Origin of the sequence: Actinoplanes lobatus, assembly GCF_014205215.1 — a bacterium.
GTDB classification, from domain to species: Bacteria; Actinomycetota; Actinomycetes; order Mycobacteriales; family Micromonosporaceae; genus Actinoplanes; species Actinoplanes lobatus.
Window position 1 is genome coordinate 7,329,734 of record NZ_JACHNC010000001.1, and the last position, 15,071, is coordinate 7,344,804.

Sequence of the window (15,071 nt, forward strand, 5' to 3'; positions counted from 1 at the left end):
TGGTTGCCCCTGCGGGGAGGTCGAAGGCGAGCACCGATCGTCGGGCTCCTACCGGGAGCCCAGGCGGGCGGCCAGGTCGGTGGTGGCGTCCTCGGGTTCGGCGTCGAGATCGGCCAGTGCCCGGGTCACCGCCCGCAGCAGCTGCTTGACGCCGCCGGTGTCGCCGAGGGCGTGACGGGCGCGCATCGCCGCCCGGTACAGCTCCTCGTTGTACCGGTCCAAACCGATCGCCTTGTCGAGCAGGTCGCTCGCCGAACGGGGGTCGGTGGGCAGCAGGTCCTCGGCGAGCAGCAGGTGGGCTTCGAGGCCGAAGCGGTGGGCGTTCTCGCGGTGCGCGGTGATCCAGTCGTAGTCGCAGCCATCGGCCAGCGGAGCGGTGTAGAGGTCACACGCCGCGCGCAGCAGATCGGCGCGCGCCGGCCCGGACGCGATGCGGGCCCGGCCGAGCAGGTCACGCAACTGCCACAGGTCCACCGCGACGGTGTCGGGATCCAGCCGGTAGCGGGCGGCGGTGCCTCGTTTGAGCAGGTAGCCGCCAGGGTTCGGGCCGCCCGCCCGGCCGAGCCCGTGACGCAGGTTCGACGCGTTGGTGTGGACCTGCTGGTAGGCCTGCTTTCGGCGTACGTCGGGAAGTAGGTTTTCGGCGATGGTGTCGGTGTCGGCGCCGTGCGGGTGGCAGGCGAGGAAGACCGCCAGTTCGAAGGCTTTGCCGCGCACGTTGCGGCCGGGCAGGTTCATGTCCTCGATGCGCGGCTGGCCGAGGACGCACAGCCGCACCGGGTTCGCCGCGGTGGGCGGGCTCACCGTCTGCTGGACCACCGGCTGCGTCGCCGGCGGGGGAGTGCTGGTGTGCGATTCGCGGACGGTGTCCAGGATGGTGATCGCGTCGTCCTGGGCGAGGACGGCAACGGTCGCCGGGACCTGGGCCGGCTGGTCGCCCGGTGTGCTGGTGCGCCCGTCCGTGGTGATGGTGCAGGTGATTCCCGGCGGCCAGGAGCCGATCAGGACGGCGGTGGCGTCGAGCCCGGCGGCGAGGCCGAGGACGACGGCGGCCCGGGCGGTCGCAGCGTCGGCGGCCCGGCCGATCAGCAGTAGCGGCGGGAGGGCCTCCTCGGCCGGGGCCTGAGCGTGGAGGTCGTCGATGGTGTCGATGCCGTGGTCGTTGAGCAGGCGGCGCCGCTGCAACAGGTGGGCGTCGAGTAGGTCCAGCGATGCGGTGACGTCGGCGGTGACCCGCAGCCGGTCCCAGCCGGTCACGCCGGGGCCGAGCAGGTCGTCGCAGGTGGTCCGGTCGATGATGACGTGGGTGCGGTGGCCGGGTTCGTCGGGGGAGCCGTCGGTGAGCGCGGTGATGATCAGGCCGCGTACGGCGTCGGCCGCGCCGGGTCCGTTGACGCCGAGGCCGCCGTAGGGCCAGCGGGCGGTGAGCGGCTCGGCGGGGTGGCGCAGCGTGTGCCGGTGGATCGCCGTCACCGGTTCGGGCAGCGGTTGCGCCGGAAGTACGTGAGCGGTGTCGGCGGTCGGGCGGAAGCGGCGACGGCGTTGCCGCCAGGCCAGGGTGGCGGCGGCGCTGATCGCCGCGGCCAGCGACCAGGGGACGATGCTGCCGCTCGGCAGGCGGATGCCGTCCTGATCAGCCGCCGGAGCCACGGGCTCGGCATCGACCGGCGGCGCCTCCCGGGCCGGGGGAGCGGCGGCAGCCGACGGTGACGAAGGGGCGCTGGTGGCCTGCGATGAGGAGGGAGCGCTGGTGGCCTGTGGCGGCGGGGGAGTCGCGGTGGCCGGGGCCGACGGAACCGGTGTCGCGGTGCCGGGCGCTGATGGGGGAGTAGCAGCCGGCGGAGTACGCGGCTTGCTCGCGCCGGGCGGCCGCGCATCCTCCGGCAACCGCAGCCGCCAACCGGGAATGATCAGATCGCAGTCGGTGAGCCGCGCCCCCGCGGCCACATGCTCATGCCGGTTGAGCCGGCAGATCTCCGGCCACCGATCGGCGTCCCCCAGCCATCGCCGCGCGATCTTCGACAGCGTGTCCCCACGCTTGACCTGATACTCGTAGTGCTCGTCGCCGACCAGGACGGTCACCGTGCCCTGCTGCAACGCGGTCGTACCCGACGCCACCGGCACCTCCGGCGACTCAGCCGCTGCCGACGGGATGCCGGTGGCGCCGACCGCGACGACCGCCGTGCCGGCCAGCCCGAACAACATCCGGTGCACCGGCGCCGGCAACCGCCACCGCGGCATCCGCCACCCGGCGATCACGGTGAGCAGGCTGCCGGCCAGCAGCACCGCCATCACCGCCCAGACCAGCCACAACACCGCCACAACAACGAAGAGCAGGATTCGCGTACGGTCGCCGTCGTCCCCGGCGAGGAAACCGCTCACCGTCGCACCGGACGGAATCCGGTCCACCGGATTGCCGAACACCAGCCACAACACGGCAGGCGGTACCACCAGCAGGACGAGACTGCCCAGCAGTGCCCGCCCGGCCGCGAACGCCCTGCGCCCCGCCGGCGGCCGCCCCGGTGGCGGCGGTGCGGCGACCCAGACGGAGGGCTGCCGGGCGAGTTCAGCGGTACGGCGATGCATGTCGTCGCTCATCGCCCGCGTGTCTACCGCCCACAACGCATCAATCTCCATCGAATTGGCGCGGATCTCTCACCATGCGTGAAACATCGGCTACCGGGACCGCACGATGATCGTTGCTTTGCGACACTGCCCGGCATGCCAGCGGGGAATCTGCACCTGGTCGTCGACATCGCCGCCTGGTCGGCCGGCGCCGTCCACACCACCGGCGGCTACGTCCAGCCCGTCGTCATAGCCGGCCATACCCGCTTTCCCAGCGGCGTCCACCAGGATCCGGCCACCGGCACCCGCACCACCGGAGCGCCCGCCCTCGCCGCGGGCCTGGCCGACCCGGACGACTACCACCCCGACCCGATGAGCCGCCTGCACGCTTCGGCCACCGGCAGCACGGAAGAGGTCGCCACGGTTCTCGCCTACGCCGCCAACGCCGCCGCCACCCACACCGGCACCCCGGTCACCGCCCTCACCGTCGTCACCGGCCAGCCGTGGGGGCACCGCGCCCGTACCCGTCTGATCGACGCCGCCACCCACGCCGGCCTGCCGCAACCGCACATCGTCACCACCGCCGCGGCCGCGGCCGCAGCCGCAGGCGGCGACCACCGCTTCGTCCTGCACGCCACCGCCGACGCGAGCATCCCGCACCTCACCGTCCTCGACGCGACCGACGCCTTTCAGCAGATAGCCACCACAGCGGTACGCGACCCGGCCGCCGACACCATCGACGACGCCCTCACCGCACCCGCATCACCGCCCGCGCCCTCACCGGCGTCACCGTCCTGGCCGCCTGCTCGGTCGGGCTGCTGCTCCAGACGATCACCACCGCCGACACCTGGACCCGCGGCAGCAGCATCACCGCCGTACGCCTGCCTGTCGAGAATCTGGGATTGGCAGCCGCTCTCGCCGCGCTCACCGCCTGGGCCGCCGCCCAGCTCGCGCCCACCACCTGGATCCACACCGCCCAGGCGGGCGACGACAGCACCACCGGCGCCCTGCTGCGCCGCGGCTATTTCGGCGCGGCCGCGCTCGGCCTCGCCATCGCCGGACTCTGGGGACTCGGCGCGGGCGTCGGGGTCGGCTTCACCGACGAAACCTTCCTGCGTACGGCCTTGACCGCGGCCGTACCCATCAGCATCTGCGCCGCCGTGATCGCGCTTGCCGCGCCCCGCCTCCCGCAGACAGCGCTCACCACATGGCTGCGCCGCGCCCGCCCGCCGGTCACCGCGATCGCGGTCGGCGCCGCCGGCGTCTACCTGCAACGCGCCGCCGACACCCTCACGTTCCCCGCCGACCTGGCCATGCCCGGCCTCGTCCAGGCCGTCGGCGCGGCCATGCTCGGTGTCGCCACCGCCCTGATCGCCACCCGCAGCACCCTGCTGCGCATCATCACCGGGATCATCCTCGCCACCGGATACGTCCTGGTCACCGACGTCACCACCCACCACTACCTGACGATCGCCTACACCATCGTGCTCGCCTGGTGGGCCGCCACCACCGCCACCGTCACCGTGACCGCCGCGATCCCGCAGGCGGCCGGATGGCTATCGCGAAAGCCGGCGGATCACCACCAGTAGTTGTCCTGCGGCAGGTACGTGGCCTCCAGCTCGGCGATCTCCTCCTCGGTCAGGCGCAGTTCAAGAGCAGCGAGGGCGTCGTGCAGATGATGCGGCCTGGTGGCACCATCTTGTCGCCCACCAGGACCGGCATGACGACCGAATCACCGCTCGACGAGGCCGGGGCTTGGAGAGATCCAAGCCCCGGCCTCGTCGAGCGCCATCCCTACGTGATCCGATCATCTGCCGAATTGAGGACGTTCTCTGGTTATTGGTGTGGTGAGCGCCCACGAGATCTGTAACGATGAATAATGACTTCCGGATGGCGGAACGGTTGGGATCTTCTGGCAGCGACTGCGAGCGCGATCGCCCTGATCATGATCGTTTTCTATGTTGGACTGATACGTCAGCAGGGCGGTCAGGTAGCGGCCTGGTTCCTCGCCGGACTTGCCATCGCAGCACTTCTTTCGATCTATGGTGTAGCGCGCGCAGCGCCCGGGCGCCGACCGGTGCTGGCAGTGTCGGGCGTGATGATGATGGCACTCGGCCTTCTCGGCATCCTGTCGATCGGAATACCCATCCTCGGCGCGGGTATTTTGGCCCTGGTCGCTGCCACGCGCGTAGCGGGCGCCGGGGCGGGGTCGCCCGCCCGGTAGAGGGTTTCGCCGGCCTCGTGCAAGGTGAGGTCTTCCGCCGTTGCGCGGTCGAGCCGCAGTACGACGTGGTCCGCCACGCGGAGACGTGCGCTCTCCGTCCCCGGCATCGCGCAACCAAGATCGAGTGGACGGATCTGCTTGCAGAGAATGCGCGTTCGGGCCCGCATCTGCCGCACCTTGCTCGCTCAGCCAGCGCTCGCCGTAGTCGCCGCTGGTGACGCTGCGGCTGGTTGGGGCAACACCGGGCTGGGGCGGAGATTGAACGGGATATGTGTCAGCGCGGCTCGCGGTCGTCGCCGAATGGGCCGTTGCAGGCTTGGGTGACCGCCGTGTCGAGGAAGTCCCACAGCCGCTGCGGGTGGAATGGCTCGGCGGCGCGGAACAGCAGGCTGTTGATGCCGTACTCGATGGTCTCGGGGATGTGCTCGCCGTTGAGCTCGGCGACCCAGCCGGGCGCGGTCTCGGCGGCGGCCATGCCGGTTCCGGGTGCGCTCGGCGATGGCAGCCCAGGTTCGCGAGCAGGGCCGTCATCTCGGCGGGCGTCCACCGTACGGCTACCAACTCGTCGACGCCGGCCCGCACCCCAACAAGGTCCATGCGAGTTGGGGCCCGCCGTCAGCATCGCCTGGAAGTGGACCCGGTGACGGCCCCGACCGTGCGGTGGATCTTCGCTCGCCGACTGGAGGGGATGAGTTACGGCGGGGATCGTGCGGGTGTTGAACGAACGGCGGACCCTGTCACCGGCCGCCTACGACCGGGTAAGGAATCCGCACCGTGACGGTGCGGTATGGACGCTGCGCACGGTCGCGGCGATCCTGGCGAACCCGTGGTACACCGATCGTGAGGCGGTGCCGGGGGACTGGCGGACCAGTCTGGGGCCGGTGCGGGTGTGGAACCCGCGGGAGGACTGGGTGGTCTCCCCACTGCATCCTCGCCGTCTACATGGCCTCCGACGCTTGAACACCCCAAGGCCTGCCGTCCGCCGGGGCCCGCCGACAGCAGCCTCGCACGGCCTATCCCATCACCTGCCGAGCGGCCGCCCGGCACGCGTCAACATTCAACGGGAGGGGAAGGTCGCCGATGCACGCGAAGATGCCGATGAGAATGCGCACGGCCATATCGACATCGCGATGCTGGTTTCCTGGCGCACGTCCTTCTGATGTGAAGTGCCGGCGCGATCGGTCGAGGGGTTCGGCGACGATGCTGACCACGTACAGTTGATCGATGACCGCTCCACGGACGGTCGTCCTCAACGGCGACCTCGGCAGTGGCAAGACAACGGTGTCAGTCGCGCTGGCCGAACGGCTGGGCGTGCGCCGGGTCAGTATCGGCGACCTCTACCGGCAGATGGCGGCCGAGCACGGCATGACCGCCCTCCAATTCAATTTGCACGCCGAACTCGACGACAAAATCGACCACTACATCGATCAGCTCCAGTACGATATCGCCGCCTCGGGTGAACCCCTGGTCGTCGACAGCCGCCTGGCCTGGCACTTCTTCCGCGGCGCATACAAGGTCCACCTAGTTACCGACCCGGTGGTCGCGGCCCGGCGGGTGCTGGGCCGCGCCGGCGGCCCAGTCGAGCGGTACACCAACCTCGAGGATGCGTGCACGCAGCTGGCGGCGCGCAGCGAGAGCGAGCGGCAGCGCTTCCTCACCCGTTATGGGGTCGACAAGACCCGGCTGCAGAACTACGACCTGATCTGCGACACGACCAGCGCCACCCCGGTCGACATCGTTACTCGCATCATCGAATGGGCAGCGGCACCGACTTGTCTGCTCGACCCTCGTCGGGTACTGCGGACGACGCCGACCGAGAGCGACGGCGAGATCAAGGTTCTCCACCAAAATTCACACTTCTTCGCCGTAAGTGGCGGCCTCCGCCTCGACGCAGCCGCGCAGGCCGGCGAAACCTTGGTCCCGGTGCAGCTTGTAGACGAGGCCGGGAAAGCACTGTAGTCGGATGGCAGGAGCTTCGGCGTAACGTTGGTCGGCTTCGCGGCCGCCGACACGTTCTGGGAGACCGCGCTGCAGCGGGCGGTGCCGAGCGATCGCCTCGGCCGGGTCGCCTCATTCGACCGGCTCGGCTCGTCGTGCCTGCGGCCGTTCGGTTATCTGCTGGCCGGCAGCGCGGCCATCGCCTTCGGCCTGTCCGCGACGCTGCGAGGCGCAAGCGTGGCGCTGCTGGTCACGGTACTCGCGGTGGCACTGCTGGTGCCCGCGATGCGACGACTCGTGCCGCGGCCGCCCGGTGTTACGGAATTCGGCGCTCGCTCCAGCAAGCTGACTACCGGCCACCAGACCGCGAGACAACAGCTAAGGAGGAGCAGCCATGGCTACGCGACTCATAGCGCTGCTGGGTGGCGGGTTCTCGGACGACCCGGACACCTTGATCGACGATCGTCTGCTCGTCGCCATCGATCGGGACCGGCCGAAGGTCTGTTTCGTGCCGACCGCGAGCGGCGACTCCGCCGGATCCATCGATCGCTTCAACACCGCTTTCGGGCCACGGCCCAGTTCTTCCCCGATGCTGGCGGCATCCTGCCTTGGGCGTTACACCGGACGGCTGGATCATCGGCCGGCAGACCTGGGCGGCAGGCCCGTGGCAGTGAACCGTGACGCCAGCCGGGTCGACTTCCCGGAGCTGTCATTCATCGTGACCTCGCCGAAGTCGACCTCCGCTTCCTCGCCTGGGCGGTGGGTCTGCGGAAAGAACACGTTGACCGGCCCGCGGCCGGCCTCGACGCAGATCTTGGGCTTGCGGTCGGCGACGTAGGCGCGAACGACCTGGTAGGAGACGTCGTGCATGTCGTGTTCGTCGATCAGCCGGTCGTAGATTCGCTTGACGGTGTGCCGCTGCTTGCGGGGCGCGTCCAGGTCCGCCCGAAGGATGTCGTCGATGACCGGTTTGAACGGGTCCAGCTTCGAGGACCGCGGCGGCATCGGCTTGCGCGGTGCTGGCCGGGCTGCGGTCGTACGACCAGTAAATAAGTAGCCGCAGTGTGGGCGATCACTGTGTGTAGCGGAGTTTGCATCGAAGAACTGTTAACCGCTTGCCCCGGCCGATAGGTTCGGTTCCAGAACAAGGGCAAGGAGGCGCATCGGGTGGCCAGACAGCGGGTCGGACAGCGACGACCCCGCGAACAACGTGCCATCTACCGGGGTCCGGGGCGGACACGTCCGCCGACACTGGGCGTCGATGTCGGCGGAGTGGTCGTGGCCCTGACCGGCGACGGCGCGGACACCTCCTTCTTCGGCAGCCGTCCGCTGGAGACACCCGCGACGGCCGGCGTCTTCGCATGCCTTGCCGCGCTCACCGCTGAGCCGTTCGCCGGCCGGGTCCACCTGGTCTCCAAGGCCGGCCCGAAGGTGGCCGCCAACACCCGAGCCTGGCTGGCCCACCACCGGTTCTTCGAACGGACCGGCATAGCCGAGACCAACCTGCACTTCGTCCGGGAACGCCGCGACAAGGCGCCAGTCTGCCACCGCCTCGGCATTACCCACTTCGTCGACGACCGCCTCGACGTCCTGGCCTACCTCGACACCGTGGAACACCGCTACCTGTTCACCGGCGGCACGCCCAGCCGCGGCCCGGACGCGCATATGCCCGGATGGGCCACAGCGATCGCAACATGGACCGAGCTCGCCAGCGAGATACAGGCGCCGACGCCAAACTGAATCGGCCGACCGCGCGAACGTCCACTCGTGCCACGATCCGCGCAGCTCAGCCGACGAGGCGGGAACGCGGACGGGCGCTTGCCCCGCCCCCGGAAACAGGCAAGCTGAGGGCCGCGTCAATGCTGTACATTCCCCGTGTCTCGTCGTCTAGAGGCCTAGGATCCCGCGCGCCCTTCGGGGACGCGGAGACGCGGGTTCAAATCCCGTCGAGGCACTTGGCCGACGCCGTAGACGGCGTCGGCCAGCACACTCATGCCGTAAGTCGCTCACTGCCGAGCCTGTCAGATGTTGGTGGTCAGGCTCAGTGGGAGTGGGACGACCCGGCAGCGTTGCGCGAGCGGGAATTGGGACAGCAGGTCGGCGATGAGGTCGGCCATGCGGGCGGCGGATGGCCCGTAGAGGTACAGGGCGGTCTCTCGAGGGCCTTGCCAGTAGGACTGCATGCGGCCGTGCGCGCCGAGGGCGTCGAGGAGTGCGGTGATCAGGTCGTTGATGTCGCTGGTCGCGTATACCTCGTCTGGCAGATCGGTGCCGTTGAGGTAGACGGCCAAGCCTTCGGTGACCCCGAACGTCACCGGTTCCTGTTTGTCGAGCCGTGCCGTCGATCCTTTCGGCGCGCCGGCCCTTTTCGAGGGCAGCCGTCACGAGGTGCCTCGTGAGTGCGCTCGGAGCAGATCACCCAATCGGTATCCGCGGTCCGAGTGATGGACGAGTCCGCCCAGGTCAGCGGGGGGTGGAACGGCGTTTTCCAGGGTTGGGCCGTTAAGATCAATTAGAACGAAGGTCGGGTGGAAGCTTGTGACGGCTCGCCGCCCGCAGCAGCCGTGCTGCCGGAGGCTCATGTCGGGCCTGGCTGCTCCGCGGAGAAGGGTTCGGGGCGTTGCTCGATGCGGGTGACCCCGATCGATCTCAGCGCGTCCACTGCCGCGGAGCGGACGGCCAGCCCGTCGGGTAGCGGGGTGTGCACGTGAACCGTGTTCTGCCTGCTCACTGGCTCAACATCGAACACCACGTCGGTGCCGTCCCCGAGCGCGTGTCGGAGCCGCTCGACGAAGTCTCGGAAGTGTCCGGGAGCCACCAGGTCGGTGCACACGACGGTGGTGACCGTCCGTTCGAGCGGCGGGTGGGGCAGGGTCGTCCAGATCCGGGCCTGGTACCAGTCCGGCCTGGCGTTCGCGTGCCGCAGCAGAGCCAGGCAGAACCAGCCGACGGCGGCGACGGCGAGGAGGGCGACGGCGACCGTGGCCGGTGTTCCTATCCTTTGCCAGGGCTTCAAGACGACGAAGAACGGCGCCACCACCACCGCTAGGAGGCTGAAGAACACGGTGCGCGCGATGCGGCGGTTCGTGGCAGGCCCTGGATTCTCCGACCCGTCGGCCTTGGCACCGTCCACAGTCGGTCTCCTTCCGCGGCCCCCACTCGGCAGGAGCCTAGTTTTAGCAGGCCCATTGTGTCTCGGTTGCGGTCGGGCCCGGGAACGCCAAAGCTACGGCTAGGCCCGAGCGTGTCAACGGTCAGCATGACCTCTTTGTGGGTGGTCCTTGAATCTCTGAGCTGGCGGACACCAGTTCCGGTGTCCGCGAGCCGGGACTCAACTGTCCGCTGACAAGGATATTCGCGTTTCTGCTAGCAGCAATAACGGCAATAGAGGGGCTGACTCCGCCTCGGCGGGGAGGTGGCCATGCCGCCGGCCCAGCCAGAATCGCGAACTCAAGTGAACAGGACGCGTACTGTTCTGCTGCGATCCGCACGTTACGCTGCGTCACGTCCCGTGGTCGACGAGCAACTGGTAGAGCTTTCCGAAGGTGGTGACGGCCGGCGTTGGGACTGGCTGTCGCCCATGGAACGGCTGCAATCGGCAGGTTCGGAACCGCGGGCCAGGGCTCAGGGCGGAGGCCGGTACAGATGATGCCTGTACGCGGCCGGGCACGCTCCGGCACGATCAGGTCATGATCGTGTTGTTCGACGCTGACGTGCCGGTGCACTACGGGTTCATGCTCCTGACCTCGGGTGACGAGTACCCGGACCTGAGTAACACGTGGGCGGGTCAGCAGAACGGGCTCGCTGGCGCTGCGACCCCCGGCGTCCTGTCGATGATCACCGGGTTGCACACCGGCCGGGTGCCGCTACGGATCGAGTGGCACGCCACGGCATCGGAACCCGGCGCCGACTGGGAGGAGATCGTCGACGTGCCGTTCACCCCGCCGTCGGTGGACATGTGCGTCCGATCGTTTGACGACTCGTTCGACGTCCGGCTACCCGACACCGGCCTGCTGCGCGCGCGGTACTGCGCCGCCGGGATGGACGCCGCCCGGGACGCTGACACCGTCATGTCCGAGGAACCGACCGTGGACCGGTATCTGCTGCAGCTGTGGCCCGACGAGGAAGCGGCGGAGACGATCGTGCGGCAGACCAGCGCCATCGCCGCGTACTGGCACGGTGTCGCCCGGGAAACACCACCGGCGGCCGAGCACACCCGCGACACCGGCGAGAACGGCGACGACGACGGTCAGGACGGCTGGGGCGAAGACGGCCAGGAAGACTGGTACGACGCTTGGGCGTGGGGCGACCGGCCGCCGTCGGATCGGCTGCGGCAGCTGCGCGGGAACGTGCTGGGTGTGGCGCAGGATCATCGGGACCTGCTGGACGTCTTCGACGGATGGGATCCCGCGGTGCAGCGGGCCGCGGCCCGGTGGCTGGCCCGCCGAGCTTTCGAGGTCGCCGGGATGGACGATATCGGCTGGGTCCGTCCGGCACTGACCGCCATGGACCTCGGTGAGCCGCTACCGGAACCGTTCACTTCCCCGGAAGCGGTGTTCCCGCTGCTGTGGACCGGATTCAACGGGTCCGGTCCGGTGCCGTTCGATGCGTCGCAAGGAGCCAGGCACCGGCCGTCGTTCGCCGTTCCGGCACTCTTCGCCGCAGTGAACGACGATCCGCTGGAGGCGGTCGTCGACGCGTTCAGCCACGCGGAGGCGACCTGCGACGGTCAGGCACACGATCTGCTCACCGGCCTTCGCAGCCGGTTCCCGTTCCCGGCCGGACGGTGACGTGGTCGCAGTTCGGCGAACAGGCGCGGCCCAGACGATGGCCGAGATCCCGCAGAGGCCTCCCAGTCGCTCGACCTCATCCGTGGTCGGCAAGGTTATTGGCGAGCCGGCTGCAACACGCTCACCGACCCGACGCTGACCATGTTCTTTGTCAGGATTGCGCTCGGGCAGCCGATCGGCGGGCCGGAGGCTGCTGCGGATCGGCGTGGGCTACTCGTGGCTTGGGTAGCCGTCCAGGTGCGCCGCTGGCTCGACGATCGGCTGCTCGGCAACGTCGCGACTTTGGTCATCCCGCCCACCGAGTTCCTGCTCGCTGAGGCGGCCAGGCCTCGGGAGCGACCGTCGTCCTATATGGGCCGGTCATGAGCCAGGCCGGGCGTCGCCACCACGACGGCAACACCTGTCGTTCGCAGCCACGGCAGCGCTGCTCGTGAATGGCAGCACTTCGGGCGGTCAATGCAGAGGCGGTGGTGTCTTCCCGCATGTGGGCGGGCTGATCAGGGCCGGTGACAGCAGCCAGTCCGCCATGCGGGCGAGGCTGCGGACAGCGGCCGGATTGTGCGGTTCGTTGAGGTGGCCGTGGTGGACGCCGTCCTCGCGGATCATGACGAGGTCGACTCCGGCGGCGGCGAGTTCGGCGCCGTACTGCTGTCCGGAGGCGCGCAGAGGGTCGACGTCGGAGTTGAGGATGAAGGTGGGCGGCAGGCCGGTGAGGTCGTGGCCGCCCGGAAAGGCGTAGGGCTCGTTCAGGTCGGAGGGTTCCCGCACGTAGTTGAGGTTCATCCTGCGGATCGAACCGGCGCCCACCAGGTCGGGGTCGGGCAGCGTCGCGACCTTCGCGGCGAGTTCGGCGGTCATCGGCGGGAGTTCGGTGTGCAGTACGGGGTAGACGAGCAGAACGCCGCGGGGGAGTGGCCGGCCGTCGTCGCGCAGCCGGAGGGTGGCTCCTGCGGCGAGGTTGGCGCCGGCGCTCGCCCCGCCGAGAACCCAGCCGCGGACACCCGTGTCCGAGGCCCCTGCCCAGGCGAACGCCGCGACGAGTTCCTCGGAGGCGACCGGGTAGTGGAAACGCTCGCCGGGCTGGACCGGTGCCTGCTCCCCGGTCGTCCAGTCCAGGACCGGCGCGAGCCGGTAGTCCACGGCGACGACCGCTATGCCGCGCTCGGCGAGTTGCCGGGCGACCCAGTCGCTCTCGGGCATGTCGAGGTCGCCGCCGAAGAACGCGCCGCCATGTGCCCAGACGAGTCCGGCGCCGGCCTGCCCGTCGGGGGTGTAGACGCGTACGGGAATCGGGCCGTGCGGCCCGTCGATCCGCCGGTCCTCGACCGTGACTCTCATGACCGGTGTCCCGCGTCGATGGCTGTGGTGGTACGCCGGACGACCAGGGTGGGTGACAGTTTGATCTGTGCGGTGCGGCGGTCGCGGTCGCCGATCCGGTCGATCAGCAGGCGGGCGGCGTTCGCGCCCATCTGGCGGCCGTCCTGGTCGACGCTGGTCAGGGAGATCGGCCCGAGGGCGGCCAGCGCGCTGTTGTCGTAGCCGGCCAGTGAGATGTCGCCGGGCACGGTCAGGCCGGCTTCGGTGATCGCCTCCAGTGCGCCGAGGGCGACGACGTCGGCGCCGGCGAAGATCGCGGTGGGCCGGACCGGGCGGGCGAGTAGCTGTTGAGCACCGAGGTAGCCCCCTTGCTGGGTGTAGCTGGTCGACGCGATGTCGACCTCTTCCTCCAGGCCGTGCGTGATCATCGCCTCCCGGTAGCCGCGGGCGCGCTGGGCGTTGGGCATTTCGGCGAGGCGTACCCGGTCGGTCTCGTGGTGTTCGATGTGCGCGATGCGGCGGTGGCCGAGGCTGACGAGGTGGTCGACGACCAGGGCGGCGCCGGCGATGTCGTCGTCGGTGACGCTGTCGTAGGCCGGTGAGGAGCCGTGCCGGCCGACGACCACGGTCGGCACGCTGCGGGCGACCTCGTTGAGCCGGCTCTTCGCCGAGACGGGGGCGATCAGCACGAGGCCGTCCATGCTGCGGTCGATCATGGCGTCGATGACCCGCGCCTCGGCCTTCTCGCCGTTGCAGCCGGGCGCGAGCAGCACCTGGTAGTCGCTGTCGCCGAGTTGGGCGGTGATCCCGTCGAGGATGTCGGCGAAGAACAGGTTGCGCAGCTCGGGCAGCATCACGCCGATGGTGTACGTCTGTCCGCGCAGGCCGCGGGCGGCGGCGGACGGCCGGTAGCCGAGGTCGGCGATGGCCTGCTGCACCTTCTCCCGCATCGCGGGGCTGGCGCCGTACGCGTTGCGCAGCACCTTGGAGACGGCGGTGGTGGACACCTGGGCGTGGCGCGCGACGTCGACGATGGTGACGCGACGGGTCGCGGGCTTGTCCACCTGATCTCCTCTGTCGTTGGGGTTGAGCAAAGCGTACTGATCAGCGTGGCGGGCCGGTGGTGGCCCGTACCGCTGGTGTGGGGGTGAGTTTCACCTGCACGGCCGGGCGGCCCGGTTCGGCGATGCGGTCCAGCAGCAGCTGGGTCGCCGTGGTGCCGATCCGGTGGCCGGCCTGGTCGACGGTCGTCAGTGAGATCGGCCGGTAGCCGGCCAGGGCGATGTTGTCGTAGCCGGTGACGGAGATGTCGCCGGGCACGGACAGGCCGGCTTCGGCGAGGGCGTCGAGGACGCCCAGGGCGACGACGTCGGCGCCCGCGAAGATCGCGGTGGGCGGGTGCTCGCGGTCGAGCAGGATCCGGGCGCCGTGGTGGCCGCCGTCGCGGGTGTAGCTGGTGGAGGCGATGTCGATGTGCGCGGCAAGCCCGTGCTCGAGCATGGCGTGGCGGTAGCCGTCGGCGCGCAGCGCGTTGGGCATCTCGGCGAGCCGTACCCGGTCGGTCTCGTGGTGCTCGATGTGGGCGATGCGGCGGTGGCCGAGGCCGGCCAGGTGCGCGACCATCAGTCCGGCGCCGGTGAAGTCGTCGTCGTTGACGGTGTCGTAGCGCGCCGAGCGGCTGTGCCGGCCGATGACCACGGTCGGCACGGTGCGCGCGACGCGTTCCAGGTGCGCGGGCAGCGAGACCGGTGCGATCAGGATCAGGCCGTCCATGCTGCGGTCGATCATCGCCTCGGTCACTCGGGCCTCGCTGGCCGCGTCGTTGCATCCGGAGGTCATGAGCACCTGGTATTCGCTGCCGTCCAGATGTTCAGCGACGCCGTCGAGGATGTCGGCGAAGAACGGGTTCCGGACGTCGGGCAGCATCACGCCCACGGTCCAGGTGCGTCCCCGCAGGGCCCGGGCGGCGGCCGAGGGCCGGTAGCCGAGCTGGTCGACCGCGGCTCGGACCAGGCGGTGCATCTGCGGGCTGGTGCCATAGGCGTTGCGCAGCACCTTGGAGACCGCCGTCGTCGACACGCCCGCGTGTCGGGCCACGTCTCTGATCGTCACCCTTCGGGCGGTTGCCGGTCGTTGGTGCATGCGCTCTCCCTGCTTGGTGAAACGTTACCCACGATAGAGATCATTTCGGCGTCAGGGAAGCGGGCGGCCCCGTGGGTGGTCGTGGCCGGAGTGGG

At 69.8% G+C, this 15,071-nt stretch carries 15 protein-coding genes, 1 tRNA gene and 2 pseudogenes; 8 read left to right on the top strand and 10 right to left on the bottom strand.

Annotation, left to right across the window (positions count from 1 at the left end; genetic code table 11):
• Positions 1-48 precede the first annotated feature (48 nt).
• From BJ964_RS33425 to BJ964_RS48460, 3 genes are all read right to left on the bottom strand, one after another.
• Positions 49-2,598, bottom strand: a complete 2,550-nt coding sequence (locus tag BJ964_RS33425; protein WP_188124382.1) for a BTAD domain-containing putative transcriptional regulator — start codon at positions 2,596-2,598, stop codon at positions 49-51.
• A gap of 78 nt (positions 2,599-2,676) precedes the next feature.
• Positions 2,677-3,225 carry a hypothetical protein gene (locus BJ964_RS33430; protein ID WP_188124383.1) on the bottom strand — a complete coding sequence of 183 codons (549 nt, stop codon included), beginning with the start codon at positions 3,223-3,225 and terminating at the stop codon, positions 2,677-2,679.
• Positions 3,226-3,313: 88 nt separating this feature from the next.
• Entirely contained in the window at positions 3,314-3,436 is a 123-nt protein-coding gene (locus BJ964_RS48460) for a hypothetical protein (protein WP_262479395.1), read from the bottom strand.
• Between the two features lie 31 nt (positions 3,437-3,467).
• Here BJ964_RS48460 and BJ964_RS33435 point away from each other — a divergent pair, with 31 nt between their 5' ends.
• Positions 3,468-4,154: a hypothetical protein gene (locus BJ964_RS33435; protein WP_188124384.1), complete on the top strand. Its 687-nt coding sequence runs from the start codon at positions 3,468-3,470 to the stop codon at positions 4,152-4,154.
• 290 nt (positions 4,155-4,444) lie between these two features.
• Positions 4,445-4,789: a hypothetical protein gene (locus BJ964_RS33440; protein ID WP_188124385.1), complete on the top strand. Its 345-nt coding sequence runs from the start codon at positions 4,445-4,447 to the stop codon at positions 4,787-4,789.
• A gap of 334 nt (positions 4,790-5,123) precedes the next feature.
• Here BJ964_RS33440 and BJ964_RS33445 read toward each other — a convergent pair.
• Positions 5,124-5,255 (bottom strand): annotated as a pseudogene (locus BJ964_RS33445) (GTP-binding protein); the annotation flags it as partial.
• Between the two features lie 247 nt (positions 5,256-5,502).
• Here BJ964_RS33445 and BJ964_RS33450 point away from each other — a divergent pair.
• Entirely contained in the window at positions 5,503-5,949 is a 447-nt protein-coding gene (locus BJ964_RS33450; protein WP_188124386.1) for a hypothetical protein, read from the top strand.
• Positions 5,950-6,013: 64 nt separating this feature from the next.
• Positions 6,014-6,512: pseudogene (locus BJ964_RS33455) on the top strand (AAA family ATPase); the annotation flags it as partial.
• An 848-nt stretch (positions 6,513-7,360) separates the two neighbouring features.
• On the opposite strand, the gene BJ964_RS33460 reads toward BJ964_RS33455, so the two are convergent.
• The gene (locus BJ964_RS33460) at positions 7,361-7,732 is read right to left on the bottom strand and encodes a hypothetical protein (RefSeq protein ID WP_223149656.1); all 372 of its coding nucleotides are present in this window, start codon (positions 7,730-7,732) and stop codon (positions 7,361-7,363) included.
• A 273-nt stretch (positions 7,733-8,005) separates the two neighbouring features.
• Between BJ964_RS33460 and BJ964_RS33465 the strand changes: the two genes are divergently transcribed.
• Positions 8,006-8,467, top strand: coding sequence for a hypothetical protein (locus tag BJ964_RS33465; protein ID WP_223149657.1), 462 nt, complete (start codon positions 8,006-8,008; stop codon positions 8,465-8,467).
• A 136-nt stretch (positions 8,468-8,603) separates the two neighbouring features.
• A tRNA-OTHER gene (locus BJ964_RS33470) sits at positions 8,604-8,682 on the top strand.
• A gap of 66 nt (positions 8,683-8,748) precedes the next feature.
• On the opposite strand, the gene BJ964_RS33475 is transcribed toward BJ964_RS33470, so the two are convergent.
• Complete coding sequence (locus BJ964_RS33475) at positions 8,749-9,042, bottom strand: hypothetical protein (RefSeq protein WP_188124388.1); 294 nt, start codon at positions 9,040-9,042, stop codon at positions 8,749-8,751.
• Between the two features lie 263 nt (positions 9,043-9,305).
• Entirely contained in the window at positions 9,306-9,860 is a 555-nt protein-coding gene (locus BJ964_RS33480) for a hypothetical protein (RefSeq protein WP_188124389.1), read from the bottom strand.
• 556 nt (positions 9,861-10,416) lie between these two features.
• Between BJ964_RS33480 and BJ964_RS33485 the strand changes: the two genes are divergently transcribed.
• Both BJ964_RS33485 and BJ964_RS33490 read left to right on the top strand, forming a co-directional pair.
• Complete coding sequence (locus BJ964_RS33485; RefSeq protein WP_188124390.1) at positions 10,417-11,517, top strand: hypothetical protein; 1,101 nt, start codon at positions 10,417-10,419, stop codon at positions 11,515-11,517.
• 216 nt (positions 11,518-11,733) lie between these two features.
• A complete protein-coding gene (locus BJ964_RS33490; RefSeq protein WP_188124391.1) occupies positions 11,734-11,883 on the top strand; it encodes a hypothetical protein in 150 nt (49 codons plus the stop codon).
• Between the two features lie 87 nt (positions 11,884-11,970).
• Here the strand turns inward: BJ964_RS33490 and BJ964_RS33495 are convergent, their stop codons facing one another.
• Genes BJ964_RS33495 through BJ964_RS33505 form a run of 3 tightly spaced genes read right to left on the bottom strand, consistent with a single transcriptional unit; the run spans position 11,971 to position 14,931 of the window.
• Entirely contained in the window at positions 11,971-12,855 is an 885-nt protein-coding gene (locus BJ964_RS33495; RefSeq protein ID WP_188124392.1) for an alpha/beta hydrolase, read from the bottom strand.
• Complete coding sequence (locus BJ964_RS33500; protein WP_188124393.1) at positions 12,852-13,898, bottom strand: LacI family DNA-binding transcriptional regulator; 1,047 nt, start codon at positions 13,896-13,898, stop codon at positions 12,852-12,854. The genes BJ964_RS33495 and BJ964_RS33500 overlap by 4 nt, the downstream gene beginning before the upstream one ends.
• Positions 13,899-13,938: 40 nt before the next feature.
• On the bottom strand, positions 13,939-14,931 hold the full coding sequence (locus tag BJ964_RS33505) for a LacI family DNA-binding transcriptional regulator (protein WP_229807446.1): 993 nt from the start codon (positions 14,929-14,931) through the stop codon (positions 13,939-13,941).
• Positions 14,932-15,071: the final 140 nt, after the last annotated feature.